Below are 22,346 nucleotides of genomic sequence, written 5' to 3' on the forward strand. Positions count from 1 at the left end.
CACCGTTCCCGCCCACCACCACCTCGTCGGGCCCGCCGTACCCCGGCCCCGGGCCCCCGGCCGCGCCCCGCCCCGGCGCCCCGCCGGGTCCGGGAGGATCGCTGGCGGCCGGGCCCACCACCGTCCCTCGACCGGGCCCGGCGAGCCCGGAGGCCGACCATGCGGATCCTGCTCGTGGCAAGCGCGTTCAACAGCCTGACCCAACGCGTCTTCGCCGAACTACGCGACCACGGCCACACCGTGGCGGTCCACCTGATGGTGGGCGACGACCAGCTGCGGGAGGCGGTGCGCGGGCACGCGCCGCAGTTGGTGGTGGCGCCGATGCTGAAGGCCGCCGTCCCGCGCGACCTCTGGTCGGCGCACACCGTCCTGATCGTCCACCCGGGACCGCCGGGCGACCGCGGTCCGTCCGCGCTGGACTGGGCGATCCACGAGGACGCGCGCAGCTGGGGCGTGACGGTGCTGCAGGCCGACGAGGTGATGGACGCCGGCGACGTCTGGGCCCACGTCGCCTGCGAGGTACCGCCGGTGGGCAAGAGCGACCTGTACCGCGGCGAGGTCGCCGACGCGGCGCTGGCGGCCGTGCTGCTCGCCGTGGAGCGCTTCGCCTCGCGGACGTACACCCCGCAGCCGCAGCACGGCGGTGGCTGGAGGGCCGCCGACCACACCAGGCCCTACCTGGACCAGGGCCTGCGGCGGATTGACTGGCAGGCGGACCCGACGGCGACCGTACTGCGCAAACTGCGCGCCGCCGACTCCCAGCCGGGCGTCCTGGACCGGCTGGCGGGCGCCGAGTGGTTCCTGCACGGCGGCCATCCGGAGGACGAACTACGGGGACGGCCGGGGGAGTTGATCGCGACCCGGGCGGGCGCGGTGTGCCGGGCGACGGTGGACGGCGCGGTGTGGATCCCGCAGCTGCGCCGCCGCCGGGGCCGGGGCGAACCGGCGGCCGTCAAGCTGCCGGCGACGCTGGCACTGGCCGGGCAGCGGGAGGGGCACCTCGGGGAGCTACCCGAACTCCCCGAGGTGCCGGCCCCCTTGTGGCTGCCGCGGGAGCGCCGGACCTGGAGCGATGTGGTCTACCGCGAGCAGGGCTCGGTGGGGCTGCTGCGGTTCGTCTTCCCCGGCGGGGCGATGAGCACCGAGCACTGCCGCCGACTGCTGGACGCCTACCGGTTCGCGCTCACCCGCCCGACCTCGGTGCTGGTGCTGGGCGGCGGGCGGGACTTCTTCTCCAACGGCATCCACCTCAACGTGATCGAGGCCGCGCCCGACCCCGCCCGGGAGTCCTGGGCGAACATCAACGCGATGGACGACCTGGTGGCCGAGATCCTGACCACCACCGACCGGCTGGTGGTGGCCGCGCTGGGCGGCAACGCCGCGGCGGGCGGCGCGATGCTCGCGCTGGCGGCGGACGAGGTCTGGTGCCGCGCCGGCGTGCTGCTCAACCCGCACTACCGGCTGATGGGCCTGTACGGGTCGGAGTACTGGACCTACACCCTGCCGCGGCGGGTGGGCGCGGCCGCCGCGGCCCGCCTCACCCGGCGGGCGCTGCCGGTGAGCGCGGCCGGAGCGCACCGGCTCGGCCTGGTGGACCGGGTGATCACCGCCCCGCCCGAGGGGTTCGGGTCCGAGGTCGACCGGTTCGCCGCCCTGCTGGCCGCCGCACCCGTGCTGCAGGAGCGGATCGCGGCCAAGAAGGCCGCCCGCGAACGCGACGAGGCCCTCAAGCCGCTGGCCGCCTACCGGGCCGAGGAGTTGGCCCGGATGCGCCGCACCTTCTTCGATGCGACCGAGCCGTACCACGCGCTGCGCGCGGCCTTCGTGCGCAAGCAGCCGGTCCGCCGCACCCGGCCGCACCTGGCGGGCGGGCGCCCGCGGCCTGGGGGCGGGCCGGGCGCCGGGGACCGGGCTGACGGCGCCGGCCCGTCGCCGCCGGCCGGCCGCTCACCCGGATGGCCGCTGCGGGTCCGCCGTCGGGAGGGCGGCCGGTCCAAGATGCTCGGTATGAGCATATGGACCCCCGAACCCGAGTACTCCCAACTCGCGCGGCCGCTCGCCGAGGTGCTGGAGAGCGTGCGCGCCAGCGCCTACGAGGCCCCGCACGACGCCCTGGGCCACGCCCAGCGCCGCGCCGACCTCGCCGTGCTGGACGCCCTGGACGCGGCGACCTGGCCGGCGTCGGGCAGCTGACCGCCCGCGCGCGGGCGGGCTTCGCGCGCACGCAGGGTGACCGTCCGGCGGGTGGTCGAGGGCACGGCCGCGGGCGCGTGCGATGGCGGGCCGGCGCCGGGTGTCACACGATCGGGAGATGACGATCCGTGAAGAGCAGCCCGCGGCCGGGCCGGCCGCGTCCGACCGCCGCTGGCCGGCCCTGGTGGTCTGTCTGATCGCCGGTTTCATGACCCTGCTGGACATCAGCATCGTCAACGTGGCGCTGCCCGCGATCCGGACCGGGCTGGGGATGTCGGACAGCGGGCTGCAGTGGGTGCTGTCGGGCTACGCGCTGACCTTCGGCCTGGCCCTGGTGCCGTGCGGCCGCCTCGGTGACGCGCGAAGCCGGCGGGCGGTCTTCATCACCGGACTGGCCCTGTTCACCGTCACCAGCGCGCTGGCCGGCGCCTCGCGCGGCGAGGCCTGGCTGGTGGTGGCCCGGCTGTTGCAGGGAGTGGCGGGCGGCATGCTGGTGCCGCAGGTGTCGGGCTTCATCCAACAGCTGTTCCGCGGCGCCGAGCGGGGCCGGGCGTTCGGCCTGCTGGGCGCCACGATCGGGTTGTCGACGGCGGTCGGACCGCTGCTCGGCGGCCTGCTGATCGAGGCCTTCGGCGCCGAACAGGGCTGGCGGTGGGTCTTCTACGTCAACCTGCCGATCGGGCTGCTCACCCTGCCGCTGGCCCGCCGGCTGCTGCCCGGACCGCCGCCGCGGCAACCGGGCGCGCCGCCGCGCGGGCGCGGGGACTTCGATCCGGTCGGCGTGCTGCTGCTGGGGGCCGGGATCGTGCTGCTGCTGCTCCCGCTGGTCGAGCAGCAGCAGTGGCACGGTGACGCGAAGTGGCTGCTGCTGCCGGTCGCCGCCGTGCTGCTGGCGGGCTTCGTCGGCTGGGAGCGCCGGTACGCGCGGCGCGGGGAGCCGCTGGTCAGCATGAGCCTGTTCGCGGCCCACTCCTACACGCTCGGGATCGTCCTGTCGCTGTCGTACTTCGCGGGCTTCACCGCGATCTTCTTCATCTTCACCCTCTACCTGCAGAGTGGGCTGCACTACAGCGCGCTGGCCGCCGGGCTGGCGATCACGCCGTTCGCGATCGGCTCCGGGGTCGCGGCGGCGGTCGGCGGCCGGGTGGTGAACCGGTTCGGCCGGCCGCTGGTGGTGGTGGGCCTGGGCCTGGTGGTGCTGGGACTGAGCGGTGCGGCGCTCGCGGTCCACTTCTGGTCGGGGCCCTCGGTCGGCTGGACGACGCTCGCTCCGCTGCTGGTCGCCGGCATCGGCAGCGGGCTGGTGATCGCGCCCAACCAGACGCTGACGCTGAGCGAGGTACCGGTGGCGCGGGCCGGCAGCGCCGGGGGCGTGCTGCAGACCGCCCAGCGGATCGGGTCCGCGGTGGGCGTCGCGGCGGTCGGATCGGTCTTCTTCTCCTCCGTCGCCGCCCACGGCGACGACTGGGCGGGAGCCTTCCTGTGGGGCCTGGGCCTGGCGGTCGGCTTCGTGCTGCTGGCGCTGGTCGCGGCCCTGGTCGACGTGGTGCGCTGCGGTCCCGGTCGCCGCTCCGGGCCCGGCCGCCCGCCCGGGGCGGGCGACGGATCGGGCCCGGGGCGGGTGGCCGTCGAGGAGCACAGGGGGTAGGGGAGGGGAAGGGGGGAACGGGGAACGGGGCGGTGCTCAGGCCTGGGAGGCGTCGGCGATACCGCGCAGGACGGTGTCGGTCTCCCGGCGCAGTCGGCGCTGTTCGGCGGTCCACTCGCGCAGTTCCTGGACCTTGACGGGGTCGGCGGCGGCCTGCGGGTCCATGATGCTGGTGGCACCGTCGCCGAGGTCGATGACCTGCTGGTCCATCCGGCCGGTGGCCAGGATGCCGAGGATCGCGAGCAGCTCGTCCTTCACCTCACGGGTGAGGAAGACCTCGTCCTCGTCGCTGATGTCGATGCCGAGCTCGTCGCTCGGCGAGGTGAGCAGGGTGATGGCTCCGGTGACGAGTCGGCCCAGGACCCGGAACTGGTCGGGGTCCATCCGGGCCTGGAGGGTGGCGAGGTAGAGGCGGACCTGGTCGGCTCGGCTGAGCTGTGTCTGGTTCTGGTCGTCCACGAGTCTCATCCTGCCTCGCATCGCGGGCTGCCGGAAGCCCCCGTCGCCTCGGTGTGGGTCGACCGGGGCGAACTCGGTGGCGGACCCGTCGCCCGGCGGGCGGGCCGGCGGCGTGTCGTTCGTACGGCGCGTACTAGGGTCGCGGAGGGGAAGGGAGCTGCTGTGACAGCAGACGTCGTTGTGGTGGGTAGCGGGCCGAACGGACTGGCGGCCGCGGTGACGATGGCCCGGGCCGGGCTGGTCGTGCAGGTCTACGAGGGGGCCGACGAGATCGGCGGGGGGCTGCGGACCAAGGCGCTGTTCCGGTCCGACGTGCGGCACGACATCTGCTCGGCCGTGCACCCGATGGCCGCCGCCTCGCCGTTCTTCCGGGAGTTCGACCTGCCGGCCCGCGGGGTGGAGCTGCTGCAACCGGAGGCCGGCTACGCGCATCCGCTGCGCCGGGGCCCGGCCGCGATCGCCTACCGCAGCCTGGAGCGGACCTGCGCGGAGCTGGGCGCGGACGGGGCGCGCTGGCGGGCGCTGATGGCGCCGCTGCTGCGGCACAGCGAGGGGTTGGTGGACTACCTGCTCTCGGGACAGCGCAGCCTGCCACGGGACCCGGTGGTGCCGTTGCTGCTCGCCGGCCCGGTGCTGGCGCACGGCACCGGGCTGGCCACCAGCCGGTTCGCCGAGCCGCAGGCCGCGGCGCTGCTGGCCGGGGTCGCGGCGCACGTGGTGGGGCGGATGCCGACGCCCGCCTCGGCCGTGGTCGCACTGATGCTCGGTCATCTCGCGCACGGTTCGGGCTGGCCGGTGCCGCGCGGGGGCAGCGCCGCCATCGCCGACGCGCTGGCGGCCGACCTGGCCGCGCACGGCGGGAAGATCGTCACCGGGCAGCGGATCGGTGACCTGCGCGAGGTGCGCGGGGCGCGGGCGATCCTGCTGGACGTGGGGCCCAAGGAGTTCCTGGCGATCGGCGGCCCGCTGCTGCCCGACCGCTACCGCGCCGCCCTGCGGGCCTTCCGCTACGGTCCCGGAGCCGCCAAGGTCGACTTCCTGGTCTCGGAGCCCATCCCGTGGGCCGACCCGCGGGTGGGCCGGGCCGCGACCGTGCACCTGGGCGGCACCCAGCGCGAGGTGTTCCGGCAGGAGACGCTGGTGGCGCGCGGACTGCCCGGGAGGGAGCCGTTCGTGCTGGTCGTCGACCCGGTCGCCGCCGACCCCGGCCGGGCCGCCGGCGGGTACCGCCCGGTCTGGGCGTACGCGCACGTGCCCAACGGCGACCCCGTCGACCCGGTGGCGCTGGTGACCGCGCGGATCGAGCAGTTCGCGCCGGGCTTCGCCGAGACGGTGGTGGAGCGGCGCGCGCTGAGCGCGCCCGACCTCGAGCGGTACAACCCGAACTACGTCGGCGGCGACATCGCCGCCGGGGCGATGACGCTGCGCCAGTCCGTGCTGCGGCCCACCCCGCGCTGGGACCCGCACCGCACCGCGCTGCGCGGGGTCTACCTCTGCTCGACGGCCACGCCGCCGGGGCCCGGCGTGCACGGGATGGCCGGGTACCTGGCCGCCCGCTCGGCGCTGCGGCGGGAGTTCGGGATCCGCACGGCGCCCTCGCTGGCGCCGGGGGCGGGGATCGGCGGGGTCGGTGGGGGCGGCTGAGGCGTGACGGGCCGGCCGGGCGGGAGGGTGTGCTCCCGTCCGACCGGGCCATCGGTCCGTCCCGGTGGCGTCAGCCGACCGGTGCGCCCTCGGCGGCCAGCTGCGCGTCGATGTGGGCGGCGAACTCGGCCAGCCGGGGCGTCTCGAAGAGCGCGCGCACCGAGATCTCGACGCCGAAGTAGTCCGAGACGGCGAGCACCAGGGAGCTGGCGAGCAGCGAGTGGCCGCCGAGTTCGAAGAAGGAGTCGTCGGGGTCGATGTCGTCGATGCCGAGCACCTCCTCCCAGAGCGCCAGGGTGGCGGGCAGCGAGGTGGGGGCCGGGCCGGAGGTCGTGTCGGGGGTGGGGCCGGTGGTGGCGGGAGCGGTCGCGGGTGCGGGAGTGTCGCCGGCGGGCGGCGCGGGCCGGTCGCGCGGGGTGGGGACCACGAGCGGGTCGGTGAGCTCGGCCAGGCTCTGCCGCGGGTCGCGGGCGATGGCGGTCAGCAGCTCGGTGTAGCCGGTCGAGAGCGCGGCGAGCAGGGTGGGGCCCACCGAGCCCGAGGGGTTCTTCCAGAGCACGTGGGTGCCGCCGCTGTCCTCGCGCACCATCACCGCGAGCCCGTAGTCGGCGCTGCTCTCGATGTCGAGCAGGCTGAGCAGGCAGCTGTCGTCGTCGGCGTCGTCGGCCTGCAGCTGCAGCTGCAGCTGCAGCCGCAGCCGCTGGACGTCGACGTCGGCGCGCAGGCCGGCGTGCCAGTACTGGAAGACGCTCTGGTGGGTGCGCGCGTGGGCGTCCCAGCCGGTCAGGCCGACCTCGCGCAGGATGGCGGGCAGCGGCAGGTCGCCGTGGGTCAGCGCGGCCCGCACCTCGCCGCGCAGCCGCTGCACCAGCTCGGCGAAGCCGGTGGTCCCCTCCAGCCGGTGCCGGATCGGCAGGACGTTGACGAAGTAGCCCACCAGCTCCTGCAGTTGCTCGCCGGCCCGGCCGTGGTAGGGGATCGAGACGAGGAGCTCGTCACGGCCGGTGAAGCGGCGCAGCAGGGCGAAGTAGGCGGCGAACAGGACGGTGAAGTAGGAGGTGCCCAACTCCTCGGCGCGGGCGCGCAGTCGGGGAACCAACTCGGCCGGGACGGCGGTGCTGAGCACGGCGAAGCCGGGGTCGTCGAGGCTGGCGGGCAGGTCGAAGTCCGGTACGTCGCTGCCCAGGGCGGCCCGCCAGTGCGCGCGCAGCGCGTCCCCGGCCGGGGTGTCGGTCAACTCCCTCGAGCGCCGGGCGAAGGCGATCAGCGGGGCGCGGTGCTCGGGCACGGAGAGCGGCTGTCCGGCGTAGGCGCGGCGCAGTCCGTCCAGCAGGACCAGCACGGACGCGCCGTCGAAGACCAGGTGGTGGATGGTCAGCAGCAGGACGGTGCGCTCGTCGCCGTGGAAGAGGTCGATCCGGGCCAGCGGACCGTTGCGCAGGTCGAACGGGCGCTGCCAGACCCGGCGGATCGCCGGGGTCGGGTCGCCGGTCACGGTGTGCTCGGTGACCGGGATGGCGGGGGCGTCCTGCCAGCTCAGCCGGTGCTCGCCGGCCACCCGCACCACCCGGGCCCGCAGCTGCGGGTAGGCCTCGCCGAGCGCCGCCACGGCCTGCCGCAGGCGGGCGGGGTCGAGCGTGCCGGTGACCTGGAAGGGGGCGGGGATGATGTGGGTCCACTGCTCGGGGTCCACCTGCCAGGAGATCCACATCGCCTCCTGGCCCACGGAGAGCGGCAGTTCGCAGGGGGAGAGGGCGGGGGAGGGGGCTGTGCTCGGGGCGGTCGGGTCGCCGGCGGTGGTGGTGGGGTCGGTCGGGGTGGTGGTCATGGCGGTACTCCTCGGTCGGCCTGCGGGGGCGTTCGTCAGCGGGACGGGGCGGGTGCGGCGGGCAGGGCCGCCAGCGCCTTGCGGTCGGTCTTGCCCGACGGGTTGACGGGCAGTTCCGGCAGCCGCACGAAGCGGCCGGGGACCATGTGGACGGGCAGCCGCGCGCGGGCGAACGCGGCCAGCGCGTCGGCCGGATCGGGGTGGGTCGTCTGCGGCGCGGCGGCGGTGAAGAAGACGGTCATCATCGGCTCGCCGACCCGGCTCACCGTGCGGACCACGACGAGCTCACCGACCCCCGGCGCGCCGAGCAACACGCTCTCCACCTCGCCGAGTTCGATCCGGAAGCCGTTGATCTTCACCTGGTCGTCGGCCCGGCCGGCGTAGCAGTACACGCCGTCGGTGGTGAGCCGGGCCAGGTCGCCGCTGCGGTAGCGGATCCGGGCGCCGGTGCCGGTGCCGGTGCCGGTGCCGGTGCCGGTGTCGGCGCTGGAGTCGGCGCCGGCCGGGGTGGTCCGGACGAAGCGCTCGGCGGTGAGTTCGGGCCGGTTGAGGTAGCCGAGGGCCACCCCGGCGCCGGCCACGTGGATCTCGCCGACCTCGCCGGGCTGCACCGGCTTGCCGTCCTCGTCCAGCACCTCGACCTGCCAGCCGTCCAGCGGCTCGCCGATGTCCAGGGCGAACGCCGGGTCCCGCACCGGATCCGGCGCGCGGTCCAACTCCCGGTCGGTCAGCAGGCGGTAGGTGACGAAGACGGTCGCCTCGGTGATCCCGTAGGTGTTGACGAAGCGCGTGCCGCCGCCGAAGTGGGCGCGCCAGGCCCGTACGTCGCGCACGTCGATGGACTCGCCGCCGAAGATCACGTAGCGCAGCGCCGGCGGTTGTTCGAGCCGCGCGGCCGCCCGGACCAGGTGCCGGAAGACCGAGGGCACCACGTTGAGGACCGTGACCTGCTCGCGCACCAGCAGGTCGAGCGTCTGCCGGGGTGAGGCGGCCACCTCGCGGTCGACCACGACCAGGGTGGCGCCGTGCAGCAGTGCGCCCCAGATCTCCCAGACCGAGAAGTCGAAGCAGGGGGAGTGGAACATCGTCCAGACGTCGCCGTCGAGCAGTTGGTAGCGGCGGGCGCAGGCGCGGACCAGCGCGACCACGTTGCGGTGCGGGACCTGGACGCCCTTGGGGGTGCCGGTCGAGCCGGAGGTGTAGATGACGTAGGCGGGCGAGCCGGGGTCGACGCGTCCGGCGGACCGCGCGGACGTGGCGGGCGGAGGAGTGGTGTCGGGCAGGTCGGTGCGCAGCAGGGGCAGCTCGGCGAGCAGTTCGGGCACCGGCTGGTCCGAGAGCAGCAGCGACAGTTCGGCGTCGCTCGCCATGAACCGCAGCCGCTCGGGCGGGTAGCCGGGATCCAGCGGGACGTAGGTGTGGCCGGCCCGCAGCACGGCGATCATCGCGACGACGACCTCGCTGGTGCGGGCCAGGTGCAGGCCGATCCGGGCGCCCGGGCGCGGGCAGGCGGCGCGCAGCCGGGCGGCGAGCGACTCGGCGCGGTGCGCGGTCTCCGCGTAGCTCAGCGAGCCGTGCCGGTCGCGCAGGGCGGTGCGGTGCGGGACGCGGGCGACCTGGGCGTCGAAGAGGTCGGTGATCAGGGGGGAGGCGGTCATCCGGGGGCCTTCACTTTCGCGGTCGGACGGCGCGGCGGGCGGAGTCGGGGGGCGGGCCGGGGGCTGGGGTCGGGCTCGGGGTCACCAGGCGAGCCCGACCCGCAGGCGGCGCAGCCAGGCGTCGAGTTGCAGGACCATCTCGGCGTCGGCCCGGCCGAGCCAGCCGCCGCGGTCGAACAGCCGCGGATCCTGCGCCATCCGCCGGGCGGCGGCGCGGTCCAGCAGCGGCAGCACCGGCGCGCCCGGGTCGTCGAGCAGGTCGCGCAGGCGGTCGGCGAGGGCCTGCTTGTAGCCGCGGTGGTAGGTGATCGGGAAGGGCACCTTGGGACGGTCCAGCACCGAGGCCGGCAGCAGGTCGCGGGAGATCTGCCGCAGCAGGCTCTTGTCCCGGCCGTCGAAGGACTTCATCCGCCACGGCACGTTGTAGAGGTAGCCGAAGAGCCGGTGGTCGGAGAACGGGAAGCGGATCTGCAGACCGGCCGCGGTGCCCAGCCGCTCCGAGTGGTTGACGGCCTGCTCGTAGAGCCGGGTCATGTGCAGGTAGTCGATCTCACGCGCCCGGCGGTCGTCGCTTCGTGCCCCGGGCAGGTGCGGCACCTCGGCCCGGGCCTCCTGGAAGCGCTCGGCGCAGAAGGCGGAGAAGCCCACCTTCGCCAGCAGTCCGGGCTCGAAGAGGCCGTTGCCGATGCCGTGCGGCATGCCGAAGGCCTGGGCCCGCTCGATCCACGGGAAGGTCTCGTGACCGGTGGCCTCGCGCTCCTGCTCGGTGATCAGGCCGCCGAAGACGGCGTCCGCCGCCTCGCCGCTGAGGGCGACGGGCGTGTGCTCGGCGACCTGGCGGTAGAAGAGGTAGGGGGTGATGTTCTTGTCGCCGAACGGGGACGGGTGGTCCTTGCCGGCGAGCACCGCGGCGGTGGTCAGCGGGTCGGTCAACTCCTCTGCCTCGACCAGGACTTCGCGGTGTTCGCAGCCGAGCAGGTCGACCACGGCCTGCGCGAAGGGCCGGTCCGGCACCGGCGCGCTGCTGTCGCCGAAGGAGACCGTGAAGGTGCGTGGTGCCCGGCCGGTCCGCTCGCCGACCAGGGCGGTGAGCGCGCTGGAGTCGAGACCGCCGGAGAGCAGCACGGTGGCGGGCCCGCCCGCGGCGTCGGGCACGGTGTCCCGGGCGATCGCCTCCAGCAGCAACTCCCGTGCGGTGGCGATGGTTTCCGTGAGGTCCTGGGTGTGCGGGGCGGCGGTCAGCTCCCAGTAGCGGTGCTCGCTGACGCCGGTGGCGCGGAACCGGAGCAGGTGGGCCGGGCGCACCTCGCGCACGCCCCGCAGCACGCCGTGGCCGGGAGCGCGGACCTGGGCGAGCACCGCGCAGAGCCCGTCGGCGTCCAACTCGGGCCGCACCAGCGGGTGTGCGGCGATGGCGGCCGGCTCGGAGGCGAAGAGCAGGCCGTCCGGCGTGCCCAGGTAGCTCAGCGGCTTGACGCCGAACCGGTCGCGGCAGAGCAGCAGTTCCTCGCTGCGACCGTCCCAGAGGGCGAACGCGAAGAAGCCGTCCAGCCGTTCGGCCGCGCCGATGCCCCAGGCGAGGTACGCGGCGAGCACCAGCTCGGCGTCGGTGCGCGGCACGGCCGCGCCGTCGGTCAGTTCGGCCCGCAGGGCGTCGGCGTTCTGCAGGTAGCCGTCGAAGACGACGGCCAGCGGCCGCCCGCCCAGTTGGGCCAGGGCCGGCCGGCCGTCGCCCGGGTCGGTGTCGTGCGAGCGGACGCCGAGCACGGCGCCGCGCGAGACCCACCGTCCCTCGCGGTGGCGGCCGCGCGCCACCAGCTGCGCCGCCATGGTGGCGGCGGCGTGGCCCTCGCGGGTCAGGTCACGGCGGTGGTCGACCCATCCGGTGATCCCGGGCATGCGTCAACTCCTGTTCGGGGTAGGGGTGCCGGCCAAGATGGTGGCCGGGGCGGGGACGGGGTGGGGGGTCGGGACGGCGGCCGGGGCCAGCAGGGCGGGGGTGAAGGCCTGGGCCACCCAGGAGTCCGCGTACACGGTGTCCAGGTACTTGTCACCGAGGTCGGGGGAGATGACCACCGTCCGTCCGGCGCCCGCGGAGGGGTCCGCGGTCCGTTCGGCGGCGGCCAGCGCGGTGCCGGTGGAGCCGCCCACCAGCAGGCCGTACTCCCGGGCGATCCGCCGGCACATCCGGACCGTGTCGGCCTCGGCGACCACCACCTTCTCGAAGGAGCCGGTGTCCCGGAAGATCTCCGGGCGCCGGCTGGTGCCGAGCCCGGGGATGCGCCGGGCGGCCGCGGGACCGCCGAACGTCACCGAGCCCTCCGAGTCCGCGGCGATGATCCGGGTGTGCGGGCTGTGTTCGGTGAAGAACTCCAGGCAGCCCATCAGGGTCCCCGAGGTGCCGACCCCGACGACCAGCGCGTCGGGCGAGCCGACCACCTTGTACAGCTGCTCGGCGGTCCGCTCGCGGTGGGCGGCGGCGTTGGCCGGGTTCGCGTACTGGTTCACCCAGACCAGGTCCGGATCGCGGGCGGTCCGCTGTCGGATGTAGTCGATCCGGGTCTGCAGGAAGCCGCCGTTGGCGTCCCGCCGGGTCACCGTCACCACGTCCGCGCCCAGCGCCAGCATCGCGAGGCGGGCCTGCCGGCTCACGTTCGGATCGGTCACCAGGGTGAGCGGGTAGCCCTGCTGCGCGCAGACGACCGCGAGGGCGATGCCCAGGTTGCCGGAGGTGGACTCGATCAGCCGCCGGCCCGGGCCCAGGCGCCCACTCGTCTCCAGCTCCCGGACCAGGCCGACGGCGGTCTTGAGCTTGATCGATCCGGCCGGGTTGAGCCCCTCCAGTTTCAGCAGCAGCTGCCCCTGCGGAAGGAACCCCGGCAGATCGAGGAACACGTCGTCCAGGACGATGTCCTGGACCCTGCGGTAGATCACTCGACTCGTCTCCTTCGGTCAGGACGGTGGCGGTGGCGGTGGCGGGGGTCGGGGTCGGGGTGGGGGTGGGAGTCGGGGCCTGCGGTGCGCGGGCGGGTCATGAGGGGGCCCGGGTCACGGTCACCACCTGGTCGGCGGCGGCGAGCAGGTCCGCGTTGTGCGACACCACCACCCAGGCCCCGGGCCACTGCCGGGGCAGCCGCTGCCAGATCTCCCGCGCGGTGGGCCCGTCGAGCGAGGCGTCGCAGTCGTCGACGACGTAGAGCTGCGCCGGCCGGCAGAGCATCCGGGCCAGCGCGAGCCGCTGGCGCTGCCCGCCGGAGAGCCGGTCAGCGGCCCCGGAGTCGAGCCGGGTGTCCAGGCCGAACGGGAGCTCCGCGGAGCCGGGGCGCAGGTTCACCGCGGCCATGGCCTCCGCCAAGCGCTCCGGGGGGACGTCCTCGGCGCCGAGCAGCAGGTTCTCGCGCAGGGTGCCGCGCAGGAAGGTGGGCGACTGGCGGGCGTGGCCCACCCGCGGCGCGCGCAGCCACTCCCGGTTCCCGGCGACCTCGACGCCGTTCCACCGCACAGTGCCGCGCACGCCGGGCTGCAGCGCGAGCAGGGCCCGCACCAGGGTGCTCTTGCCCGAGCCGAGCTCCCCGGTGATCGCGACCAGTCGGCCGGGGCGCACCGAGAAGTCGATGGGCTGCGGGCCGCCGGTGCCCTCGCCGCCGGGCGGGTCGCCGTCCGGCGTGCTGCTGCCGGGTGCGCTCGCGCAGGTCAGGCCGCGGACCGTCAGCTCGTGCAACGGCTCGGTGGCGACGGCGGTGGTGGTGGCGACGGCGGTAGTGGGTTGTGCGGGCGTGGCGGTGGGGTGGGGTGACGGCGTGGCGGTCGGCTGCGGGGGCACCAGCTCGGCCAGCCGCCGGTAGGAGACCCGCCCGCTCTGGTAGCGCGCGAGGATCTTGCCGAAGAAGTACATCTGCTGACCCAGCCAGCCGGTGTAGGTCAGGAAGAGCACCAGCTTGCCGACGCTGAACTCGCCCCGCGCGATCCGCATGCTCTCGGTCAGCAGGACCACCGCCGTGCCGACCAGCACCAGGTTGCGGAAGAGGTCGGACAGCAGGTCGAGGTAGACCTGGTGGCGCAGCTGGATCCGCCGCCGCTCGGTGAACTGCCGTTCCAGCAACGCCAGTCGGTCCTCCACCGCGTCGGCCAGCCGCAGGTCGCGGATACCGGCCAGGGTGTCGGCGATCGCCCCGCCGATCCGGCCCTGGTGCACCCGGGTCTGCGCCTGGAGGTCGGCCACCCGGCTCTTGAGGCCGCTGGACACCCAGAGCCCGCCGAGCAGCAGCACCAGCGGGATCGTCATCACCAGGTCGGTGGCGGCCAGGACGGCGACCGCCACCACCAGCAGCACCGCCCGGTAGATCAGATCGGTGGTCCACTCCAGCAGTCCGCCGATCTCGTCACTGTCGTCGCGCAGCCGGTTGAGCAGCTCGCCGCGGCTCCAGCCCGGGCCGTGCGGGCCCGGCCGGCCCAGCAGGCCGCCCAGGATCCGCACCTTGATCCAGGCACTGGTTCGGAAGACCAGCGTGAAGGTCAGTTGCAGCCCGACCCAGAGCACCACCGCCCGCAGCAGCATCAGCGCGACCGCCGCCGCCAGCAGCCACCAGGCCGCGGTGCCCAGGGTGGGGCGCTGCGCCTGGTCGAGCAGGCGCGAGACGACCGCGCCGATCAGCAGCGGGGCCCCGTAGATGAGGCTCCAGCAGGTCATCGCCGCCAGGTAGCGCAGCCTCAGCCGGCGGCCGGCCTGGTGCAGGAAGCGGGCGAACGGCGCGGCGCCGAAGGCCTGTTCGGATGCCGGGGTCATCGGGCCGGCCCCTTTCCCGCGCCGGCCGCCGCGGTCGGGACCGCCCTGCCGGAGTCGGAGCCGGAGGCGGATTCGGGGTCGGGGTCGAGGGCGGAGCCGGGCGTTGTGGCCGCCGGGGCCGTCGTGGCTGCCCGGAGGGCCGGGACCGGCGCGGCCACCACGCGGCCGCCGTCCAGGGTGAGTACCTCGTCGAAGCCGCCCAGCGTCGCCAGGCGGTGCTCGACCATGACCACCGTCCGGTCGCGGCGCACGGTCTCCAGCAGCCCCGCCCAGCTGCGCTCGGTGCGCGGGTCCATCCGGGAGGCGCCCTCGTCCACGATCAGCAGGCTGTACGGGCGCACCAGGGCGCGGGCCCCGGCCAGCACCTGCGCCTCGCCCGCGGAGAGCGTGCGGGCCCCGGCGCCGACCCGGGTGTGCACGCCCTGCGGGAGGGCGCGCACCCAGCCCGCCGCGTCCAGCCGCTCCAGCACCTCCCAGACCCGTGCCTCGGGGATGCCGTCGTCGAAGAGCGTGACGTTCTCCCGCACCGAGGCGGCGAAGACGTGCGCGCGCTGGCTCAGCACGGTCAGCCGGCGGGCGAACTCGGCGGGTGGCAGCAGGCTCGCGTCGACCCCGCCGATCAGCACCCGCCCCCGGTCCGGCGCGGCCAGCCCGCAGAGCAGGTTGACCACGGTGCTCTTGCCCGCGCCGGTGGGCCCCACGATGCCCAGGCTGCGCCCGGCGGGCACGGTGAAGGAGACCCCGCGCAGCACGGGCACCTCGCCGTAGCCGAAGCCGACCTGCTCGAAGACGACCTCCAGCGGACCGGACGGTAGGACGGGCGGCGGGGCGGCCGGTGGGACGGGCGGCGGATCGGCCGGTGGGCGGGTCCGTGCGTGTGCCGGGGCTTCGGGCTCCAGCGAGCGGGCGGCGATCGCCAGCACCGCCATCATCTGCTGCATCTGGCCGGCCTGGGAGGAGAGGTCCTCCAGCGGTCCCTGCAGCACGTTGACGTACAGGTAGATCAGGGTGAGCGTGCCGACGTCGATCGTGCCGTGCTGCAGGCCCCGCAGCCCGAAGCCGAAGCCGAGCCCGAACGCCACTGCGAAGAAGACCTGGGTGAGCGGCCAGAACGCCCGGCCGGCCAGGTAGGCGCGGCTCTCCGTGCGGTACAGCGCGGCCAGATCGGCCTCGGTCCGGCCGGCGGCCCAGTCCGTGGCACCCAGCGAGAGCAGGTCCTCGCGGGCGGCCAGCGCGTCGCCGACGAACCCGAAGAGCTCCGCCTGCTGCTCGCGGGCGGCCCGCCAGCGGCGCACCGAGACGCGGGCCAGCCGGGCCAGCGCCAGGTAGACGGCCAGCGCGAGCAGCGCGATGCCGGCGCCGGCGGCCGGGACCGTCAGGACGGCGGCGATCAGGGCGCCGATGCCGACGCCGGCGTTGCCGACGGTGCGGAAGCCCGCCTCGGCCAGCGCCTTGCCGACGATGTTCGCGTTGCCCTCCACCCGCTCCAGCACGTCGCCGACCGGGCGGCTCTCCACCTCCAGCACCGGCCGGTCGATCAGCGCGTGCCGCAGCAGGCGCCCGCGCAGCCGGCCGGCGATCCGCCAACTCGCCCGCACGGCGAGGTCGAAGCCGGCCACCCGGGCCGTGCCGCCGACCAGCGCCACCGCCAGGTAGCCGAGCGCCAGGGTGACCAGCACCCGCTGGTGGCCGCCGCCGACCGCCACGTCGACGAAGCGCTGGACCAGCAGCGGCGCGGCGAGGGTGGCGAGCACGCTGACCGTCAGCACGCCGAGCGCGACCAGCGCCACCGCGCGCACCGGGCGGAACGCGTGGTAGAGCAGGCGCAGGCCGGCCGTTCGCTCCTGGTTCATCGGGCCGCCGTCCCCGTCGCGACTGCCGTCCCCGTCCCCGTCGCGGCCGCCGGGCCGGTCGGGTCTGCCGGGGCCGTCGGGGCCGTCGCCGGGGTGGGGTCGGGGGCTGCTGCCGCGAGCTGGTGGCGCACCACCTCGACCACCTGCTCGGCCTGCTCGTCGAGGTAGAAGTGCCCGCCGGGGAACCAGTGCAGCCGGCAGGCCGCCACGGTGTGCCGGGCCCAGGCCGCCGCGGCCTCGGCGGACACCTGAGGGTCCTCGGTGCCGTTGAGCACGGTGACCGGACAGCGCAGCGGCGGGCCCGGGCGGTAGCGGTACTCCTCGGCCGCCCGGTAGTCGGCCCGGATCACCGGCAGGACCAGCCGCAGCAGCTGCGGGTCCGCCAGTACGGCGGCCTGTGTCCCGCTCAAGCGCTTGAGGTCGTCGATGAGCTCGACGTCCCCGGCCAGGTGCAGCTGCTCCGGCGGGCGGGGCTGCGAGGGCGCCCGGCGCCCGGAGACGAAGAGGGCCGGTGGGGTGGTCCCGGCGGCCTGCATCCGCAGGGCCACCTCGAAGGCGACGGTGGCGCCGTAGCTGTGGCCGAGCAGCGCCAGTGGCCGGTCGCACCAGGGCTCCAGCTCGGCGGTGACCCGGTCGGCGGCCTCCCGGGCGTCGGTGATCAACGGCTCACCGCGCAGGTCCTGGCGGCCGGGGTACTGGACCGCCAGCACCTCGACCTGCGGGGCGAGCGCCTGTGCCAGGGCGAACCAGTAGCTCGCCGAGCCGCCCGCGTGCGGGAAGCAGGCCAGCCGGACGGGTGCCCCGTCGGCGGGCCGGAAGCGGCGGATCAGGGTGGAGCGCGTGGCCGTGCTCATCGGGTGGGGTCGCCTTTCGTCGTCCGTCGGGCCGGTGGCGGGCAGCCGTCCAGGGCTCACGAGCCGGCTCCCGGCTGCTTGAGGAGCTCGACGATCGGCCGGTCCGCCACCAGGGCCCGCAGGACATCGAGCAGCCGCGCGAGCAGCCGCTCGGCCCGCTCGGCCGAGAAGAGCTCGGTGGCGTAGGTGAGCGAGAGCCGCAGCCGTCCGGGCGAGCGCCAGAAGGCGAACTGCAGGTCCGCCTCCTTGGCCCGGACCGGCAGTTGCCGCGGTTCGAAGGCCGGCAGCAGCCGCGCCGGCTCCGCGGTGGGTGCTGCCTCGTTGAGCGCGACCAGCACGTCGAAGAGCGGTGCCCGCTCGGGCCCGCGCCGCCAGCCCAGGTCGCGCATGGTCCAGCCGTACGGGTACTCCTCGTGCCGCAGCGCCCGCAGGCCGTCGTGCTGCGCCCGGGTCAGCAGCGAGCGCACGTCGTCGTCGGGCAGCACCCGCAGGCGCAGCGGGACGGTGTGGGCGAAGAAGCCGACCCCGTCCTCCAGCGCCTGCCGTCCGCGCCCGCGGGTGTAGGAGCCGAGCGTGATGTCGGTCAGTCCGGTCTCGGCCAGCAACAGCAGGCTCACGGCGCAGCGCGCGACGACGAACTCGGTCACCCCGAGCCGGCCGGCCAGCACGGCGACCTGCTCGGTCAGCTGATCCGGGACGGAGAGCAGCACGCGTTCGCCCGCCAGCGACGCCACCGGCGGCCGCGGGTGGTCGGTGGGCAGTGGGACGATCACCGAGGCGCCCGCCAACTCGCCCTGCCAGAAGTCCTGGTGCTCGCGCAGCCGGTCCCCGGTGAGCCGCTCGGCCCGCCAGCCGGCCGCGTCCTTGTACTGCACCGGATCGGCGAGGGGAACCGGCGTGGTGCCGGCGCCTGCCAGGGTGCCGCCCAACTGCTCGTACAGCGCCCGCCAGTCACGCAGCAGGACCTCGACCGTGCGGCCGTCGGAGACCAGTTGGTGCATCGAGACCAGCAGCGACCAGTCGACCGGCCCGGTGCGCAGCAGGTCGGCGCGGACCAGCGGTTCGGTGCCGGTGCGGAACGGCTCACGGATCCGCTGCTCGGCGAATCGCCGGGCGGCGGTGGCGGGTTCGGCCTCCGCGCGCAGGTCGTGGACGGCGAACGGCAGCGGCAGGGCGCCGGGTGCGTGCACCGTCTGGGTGGCCGGGCCGGTGCCCCGGCCGTCGGTGGTGGCGCGGTCGCCGGTGGCGGGGCCGTCCGCGCCGCCGTCCGCCTCGAAGGTGGTCCGCAGGCTCTCGTGCCGGGCCAGCAGGGCGGCGAAGGCCTGGCCGAGCAGGGCGGGGTCCAGCGGGCCCTGCAGGTCGAGCAGGTCGTTGCGGTTGAAGGCCGCGCGCTGCGACACGCGGTCCTCGATGTCCAGCAGCAACTGCTGGGTCGGCGCGAGCGGGTAGCGGCCCGGGCCGCCCAGGGCCGGGATCGGCTCGTCCGCCGCCGTTCCCTGGCCCGGCAGCTGCCGGGGCCGGGCCCGCCCGGGGCGGCCCCCGCCCCGCCCCCCCCCGCCCCCTGGCCCGGCAGCTGCCGGGCCAGCGCGGCGATGGTGGGCCGGGCGAACAGGTCCTCCAACTCCACGGCGACACCGAGGCGGGAGCGGATCCGGGAGAGGATCTGCACCGCCCGCAGCGAGTTGCCGCCCAGGTCGAAGAACCGGTCGGTCACCCCGACCCGGTCCAGGCCCAGCACCTCCTGCCAGATCTCCGCCAGGGCCAGCTCGGTGGCGGTGCTCGGGGGTACCGCGAGGGCCGACGGCGCGGGGACGGCCGAGCGTTGCAGGGCCCTGCGGTCGATCTTGCCGTTGGGTGTCAGTGGCACCCGGTCGATCTCGACGAAGTCGGTGGGCACCATGTGCTGCGGCAGCTCCCGGGTGAGCACGGCCCGGCACTCGTCGAGCGAACTGCCGCCCTCCAGCAGCACGTACGCGCAGAGCCGGTCGCGCCGCGGGCCGCCGACGGTGACCACGGCGGTGCGCACGCCCGGGCACCGGCTCACCCGGTGCTCCACCTCGCCCAGGTCGATCCGGTAGCCCCGGACCTTGACCTGGCTGTCGGTGCGGCCGAGGTACTCGAGCACGCCGTCGGCGGTCCAGCGCCCGCCGTCACCCGTGCGGTACATCCGCCGCTCCGGCGCGAACGGGTCCGCGCCGAAGGCCCGGGCGCTCTGCTCGGGTGCGTGCAGGTAGCCGCGCCCCACGCCGATGCCGGAGACGTGGATCTCGCCGCGCACCCCCGGCGGGCAGATGCGCAGGTGCTCGTCCAACACGTAGATCAGCGTGTTGTGGATCGGGCGGCCCAGCGGGACCGAGTCGGTGGTGACCGGCTTGGTGATCAGGTGGTGGGTGATGTCGTCGGAGGCCTCGGTGGGCCCGTAGGCGTTGACCACCGGCGTGGCCGGGAAGGCCCGCAGCCAGCGGTTGACCAGCTGCGGGAGCACCGCCTCGCCGGTCACCAGCAGGAACTGCAGGCTCTCCAGGGCGATCGAGCCCTCCGAGCGCTCCCAGGAGTCCAGCAGGGTGTCCAGGTAGGACGGCACCACCTCCAGGACGGTGACCTTCTCGGCCGCCAACTGCTCGGCGAAAAGCAGTGGTTGCAGCTGCTCGGACTCCTCGATGATCACCGTTCGGCCGCCGGCGAAGAGTGCGGCGAACATCTGCCAGACCGAGATGTCGAAGCTGTTGGAGGCGTTCTGCACCACCACGCTCCGCTCGTCGATCGCCAGGTCCTGGATCTTGGCGTGCAGGTGGTTGAGCATCCCGAGGTGCTCGACCATCGCGCCCTTGGGGGCGCCGGTGGAGCCGGAGGTGTAGATCACGTACGCGAGCGCGGAGTCGTGGTCGCCTGCGGCGGGGGCCTGGTCGCTGGGGGCGGGGGCGGGGGCGATGGCACGGTCGTCGTCGGTGAGGTCGTGGTCGTCCCGGTCGGCGGCCGACTCCGGGGTCAGCTCGACGGTCCGGCAGCCGTCCGCACTCAGGTCGGGTGCCCCGGCCGGCAGCCGGGCCGGGTCCACCAGCGCCAGCTCCACCCCCGACGAGTCGAGCACCGAACGGACGAACGCGGCCGGGTACTTGGGGTCCAATGGCAGGTAGGCCGCGCCGCACTTCCAGAGCGCGAGGATCGACTCCACCATCAGGATCGAGCGGTCCATGACGAGCGCCACCACGGCCCCCGGCCGCACCCCGAGCCCGTCCGCGAAGTACCGGGCGAGCCGGTTCGCCCGTGCGTTGAGCTCCCCGTAGCCGAGCCGGTGCGGGCCGCAGGAGAGCGCGGGGCGTCCCGGGTCGAGGGCGGCGGTCCGCTCGATTGCCCGGTGGATGGTCAGCGCCGGGTCGAAGGCGAACTCCCGGTGCCCCAGCGTGCGGACCCGCAGTTGCTCGTCCTCGGAGAGCAGTGGCAGCCGGCCCAGCGCGGCCTGCGGGCGGTCCAGCACCGCCGTGAGCAGGGCATCGAGCGCCTCCCACAGGCCGTCGGCGAACTGCGCGTCCAGCAGCCGGGTGTCGTAGCGGATGACCCCCTCCAGGGTGCCCGCCACCTCCGCCAGCATGATGTTGAGCGGGAAGACGCTGGTGCCCAGCGTCACCGGCAGCGGCGTCGCGCGCAGGTCAGGCCCGAACGGGCCCTCGGCGGCTAGGGGTTGGGACGACTGGGTCGGCTGCGCGGCCGGGCCGGCGAACTGCTCGAACTCGATCAGGACGTCGAACAGGTTGGCGCCGTGGATCAGTTGGCGCTGCCGGAGGTCCTGGACGAGCTCCTCGTACGGGTGGTCGAGGTGGCGCAGTGCGTCGCCGAGCGTGCCGCGGACCTGGTCGACGAGCGCGGCGAAGCCGTCCGCCGCGTCCACCGTCAGGCGCAGCGGCACGGTCCGCACCAGCATGCCGACCGTCTGCTCGACCTCCGCGCGTCCGCGCCCGGCCACCGAGGTGCCGAGGACCAGCTCGCCGTGCTCGCTGAAGCGGGCCAGCACGGCGGCGAACGCACCGAGCAGCGCGCCGAAGGGGGTGACCCCGCTCTGCTGCGCGAACTCCTTCAGCCGGGCCCAGAGCGGTGCGGACAGCCGGTAGCCGCGGTAGGCCCCGCTGAACGCGCCCGCCTCGGCGGACTGCGGGCGCACCGGCAGGTCGAGCGCGGTCGGGACCTGGGCGAAGCGGTCGAGCCAGTACGCGGCGGCCGCCGCACGCCGCTGCGGGGCGTGCTGCTCCTGACGAACCAGGTGGTCCCGGTAGCCGATGCCGGGCGGCGGAAGCACCGGGCCGGGTCCGGGTCGGGTGCCGTCGGGGCGGGCGTCACGCGCGTACAGGGCCCCGAGATCGCGGACCAGCAGCTGCAACGACCAGCCGTCGGCCACCAGATGGTGGGTGCACAGGGTCAGCAGGTGCTGCTCGCCCGAGGAGAGCAGCTGGACCCGCAGCAGCGGTCCGGCCGCCAGGTCGAACGGGCGGGCGGCGAACTCCCGCGACGGTTCCGGCACTTCCGACCCGGCGGGCAGCGGCTCGGTCAGCACGGTGTGCTCCAGCAGTCCGGCGCACTCCGCCGCCGGCCGGATCCGCTGGCGCAGCCGGCCGTCGGTGAAGGAGAAGACCGCGCGCAGGGCGTCGTGCCGGGCCGCCAGCGCGTCCACCGCGCGGGCCAGCGCCCCGGCGTCCAGCGCGCCGGTGAGCCGCAGACTGCGGGTGAGGTTGAAGGCGACCGAGCCGCCCTCGAACTGCGCGGCCAGCCAGATCGGGAGCTGGGCGGGGGAGGCGTCGAACGGTGCCGGGTCGACGGCGGGCTCGGGCTCGGATTCGGGGGCGGGTGTGGCCGCTGGGCGCTGAGTCCGGAGCTGGGTCGGGTCGACCGGCGCCGCTTCGGCGCGGGCCTCGTCGATCAGCTCGGCGAGGGCGCGCGGCGTGTCGTGGTCGAAGATCGCGTACTCGTCCAACTCGACGTCGAAGAGGTCACGCAGGCGGTTCATCACCTGGAGGCCGTTGATCGAGTCGCCGCCCAGGTCGAAGAAGGAGACCTCGGGGTCGACCGACTCCAGGCCCAGCACGTCCCGCCAGACCGTCATCACCCCGTCGAGGGCGTCGGCGGGGGCCGCCCGGCGGCCGGACGGGTCGGTCGGCACCAGGGCCGCCGGGGCTGCCGGGATCGCCGGGGCCGGCGGCTGGGCGTCCGGCAGCCAGCAGCGGATCCGCTGGAACCGGTAGGAGGGCAGTTCGATCCGCCGGCCGGTGCCGGCGGTCCGCTCCCAGCGCCAGCGCGCCCCGGCCCGGTAGAGGTCGCCGAGGAAGTCGGCGAAGGCGTCCGCCCGGTCGGCGAGCGCGACCACCCGGTAGCCGGCCCCGGCACCCGTCGACCCGCGCCGCCCGGCCCGCCCGGCCGGCGCGCCCCGCACC

Annotated in this window: 12 protein-coding genes and 1 pseudogene; 3 read left to right on the forward strand and 10 right to left on the reverse strand. The window is 75.2% G+C overall.

Translation table 11 applies throughout. The features are described 5' to 3' along the window. Window positions 1-159: 159 nt before the first annotated feature. Together ABD323_RS21560 and ABD323_RS21565 are read left to right on the forward strand one after the other, a co-directional pair. Complete coding sequence (locus ABD323_RS21560; protein WP_425556098.1) at window positions 160-2,193, forward strand: enoyl-CoA hydratase-related protein; 2,034 nt, start codon at window positions 160-162, stop codon at window positions 2,191-2,193. Between the two features lie 118 nt (window positions 2,194-2,311). Further along, a complete protein-coding gene (locus ABD323_RS21565) occupies window positions 2,312-3,841 on the forward strand; it encodes an MFS transporter (protein ID WP_344443474.1) in 1,530 nt (509 codons plus the stop codon). Between the two features lie 36 nt (window positions 3,842-3,877). Here the strand turns inward: ABD323_RS21565 and ABD323_RS21570 are convergent, their stop codons facing one another. Then, a complete protein-coding gene (locus ABD323_RS21570; RefSeq protein WP_344443475.1) occupies window positions 3,878-4,300 on the reverse strand; it encodes a hypothetical protein in 423 nt (140 codons plus the stop codon). A 162-nt stretch (window positions 4,301-4,462) separates the two neighbouring features. Here ABD323_RS21570 and ABD323_RS21575 point away from each other — a divergent pair, with 162 nt between their 5' ends. Next, the gene (locus tag ABD323_RS21575) at window positions 4,463-5,944 is read left to right on the forward strand and encodes a phytoene desaturase family protein (protein ID WP_344443476.1); all 1,482 of its coding nucleotides are present in this window, start codon (window positions 4,463-4,465) and stop codon (window positions 5,942-5,944) included. A 70-nt stretch (window positions 5,945-6,014) separates the two neighbouring features. Here the strand turns inward: ABD323_RS21575 and ABD323_RS21580 are convergent, their stop codons facing one another. The 9 genes and pseudogenes from ABD323_RS21580 to ABD323_RS21620 form a co-directional block, all read right to left on the reverse strand. Continuing rightward, window positions 6,015-7,772: a condensation domain-containing protein gene (locus tag ABD323_RS21580; RefSeq protein WP_344443477.1), complete on the reverse strand. Its 1,758-nt coding sequence runs from the start codon at window positions 7,770-7,772 to the stop codon at window positions 6,015-6,017. A 35-nt stretch (window positions 7,773-7,807) separates the two neighbouring features. After that, entirely contained in the window at window positions 7,808-9,430 is a 1,623-nt protein-coding gene (locus ABD323_RS21585) for an amino acid adenylation domain-containing protein (protein WP_344443478.1), read from the reverse strand. An 81-nt stretch (window positions 9,431-9,511) separates the two neighbouring features. Further along, a complete protein-coding gene (gene asnB / locus ABD323_RS21590; protein ID WP_344443480.1) occupies window positions 9,512-11,329 on the reverse strand; it encodes an asparagine synthase (glutamine-hydrolyzing) in 1,818 nt (605 codons plus the stop codon). A gap of 3 nt (window positions 11,330-11,332) precedes the next feature. Beyond that, window positions 11,333-12,364 carry a 2,3-diaminopropionate biosynthesis protein SbnA gene (gene sbnA / locus ABD323_RS21595; protein WP_344443481.1) on the reverse strand — a complete coding sequence of 344 codons (1,032 nt, stop codon included), beginning with the start codon at window positions 12,362-12,364 and terminating at the stop codon, window positions 11,333-11,335. A gap of 97 nt (window positions 12,365-12,461) precedes the next feature. Then, window positions 12,462-14,216 carry an ATP-binding cassette domain-containing protein gene (locus tag ABD323_RS21600; protein ID WP_344443482.1) on the reverse strand — a complete coding sequence of 585 codons (1,755 nt, stop codon included), beginning with the start codon at window positions 14,214-14,216 and terminating at the stop codon, window positions 12,462-12,464. After that, window positions 14,213-16,069, reverse strand: coding sequence for an ABC transporter ATP-binding protein (locus tag ABD323_RS21605; RefSeq protein WP_344443483.1), 1,857 nt, complete (start codon window positions 16,067-16,069; stop codon window positions 14,213-14,215). Before ABD323_RS21605 ends, ABD323_RS21600 begins: the two co-directional genes overlap by 4 nt. Then, a complete protein-coding gene (locus ABD323_RS21610; RefSeq protein WP_344443484.1) occupies window positions 16,066-16,923 on the reverse strand; it encodes a thioesterase II family protein in 858 nt (285 codons plus the stop codon). Before ABD323_RS21610 ends, ABD323_RS21605 begins: the two co-directional genes overlap by 4 nt. Window positions 16,924-16,979: 56 nt before the next feature. Further along, a complete protein-coding gene (locus ABD323_RS21615) occupies window positions 16,980-18,323 on the reverse strand; it encodes a condensation domain-containing protein (protein ID WP_344443485.1) in 1,344 nt (447 codons plus the stop codon). Between the two features lie 233 nt (window positions 18,324-18,556). Further along, window positions 18,557-22,018, reverse strand: a pseudogene (locus tag ABD323_RS21620) (non-ribosomal peptide synthetase); the annotation flags it as partial. Window positions 22,019-22,346 lie beyond the last annotated feature (328 nt).

The sequence above is a fragment of the Kitasatospora nipponensis genome, from assembly GCF_039528135.1.
GTDB classification, from domain to species: Bacteria; Actinomycetota; Actinomycetes; order Streptomycetales; family Streptomycetaceae; genus Kitasatospora; species Kitasatospora nipponensis.

Coding starts and splice junctions, on each gene's coding strand:
- ABD323_RS21560 (WP_425556098.1), top strand. CDS start 160: ATGCGGATCCTGCTCGTGGCAAGCGCGTTCAACAGCCTGACCCAACGC.
- ABD323_RS21565 (WP_344443474.1), top strand. CDS start 2,312: ATGACGATCCGTGAAGAGCAGCCCGCGGCCGGGCCGGCCGCGTCCGAC.
- ABD323_RS21580 (WP_344443477.1), bottom strand. CDS start 7,772: ATGACCACCACCCCGACCGACCCCACCACCACCGCCGGCGACCCGACC.
- ABD323_RS21585 (WP_344443478.1), bottom strand. CDS start 9,430: ATGACCGCCTCCCCCCTGATCACCGACCTCTTCGACGCCCAGGTCGCC.
- asnB (WP_344443480.1), bottom strand. CDS start 11,329: ATGCCCGGGATCACCGGATGGGTCGACCACCGCCGTGACCTGACCCGC.
- ABD323_RS21600 (WP_344443482.1), bottom strand. CDS start 14,216: ATGACCCCGGCATCCGAACAGGCCTTCGGCGCCGCGCCGTTCGCCCGC.
- ABD323_RS21605 (WP_344443483.1), bottom strand. CDS start 16,069: ATGAACCAGGAGCGAACGGCCGGCCTGCGCCTGCTCTACCACGCGTTC.
- ABD323_RS21610 (WP_344443484.1), bottom strand. CDS start 16,923: ATGAGCACGGCCACGCGCTCCACCCTGATCCGCCGCTTCCGGCCCGCC.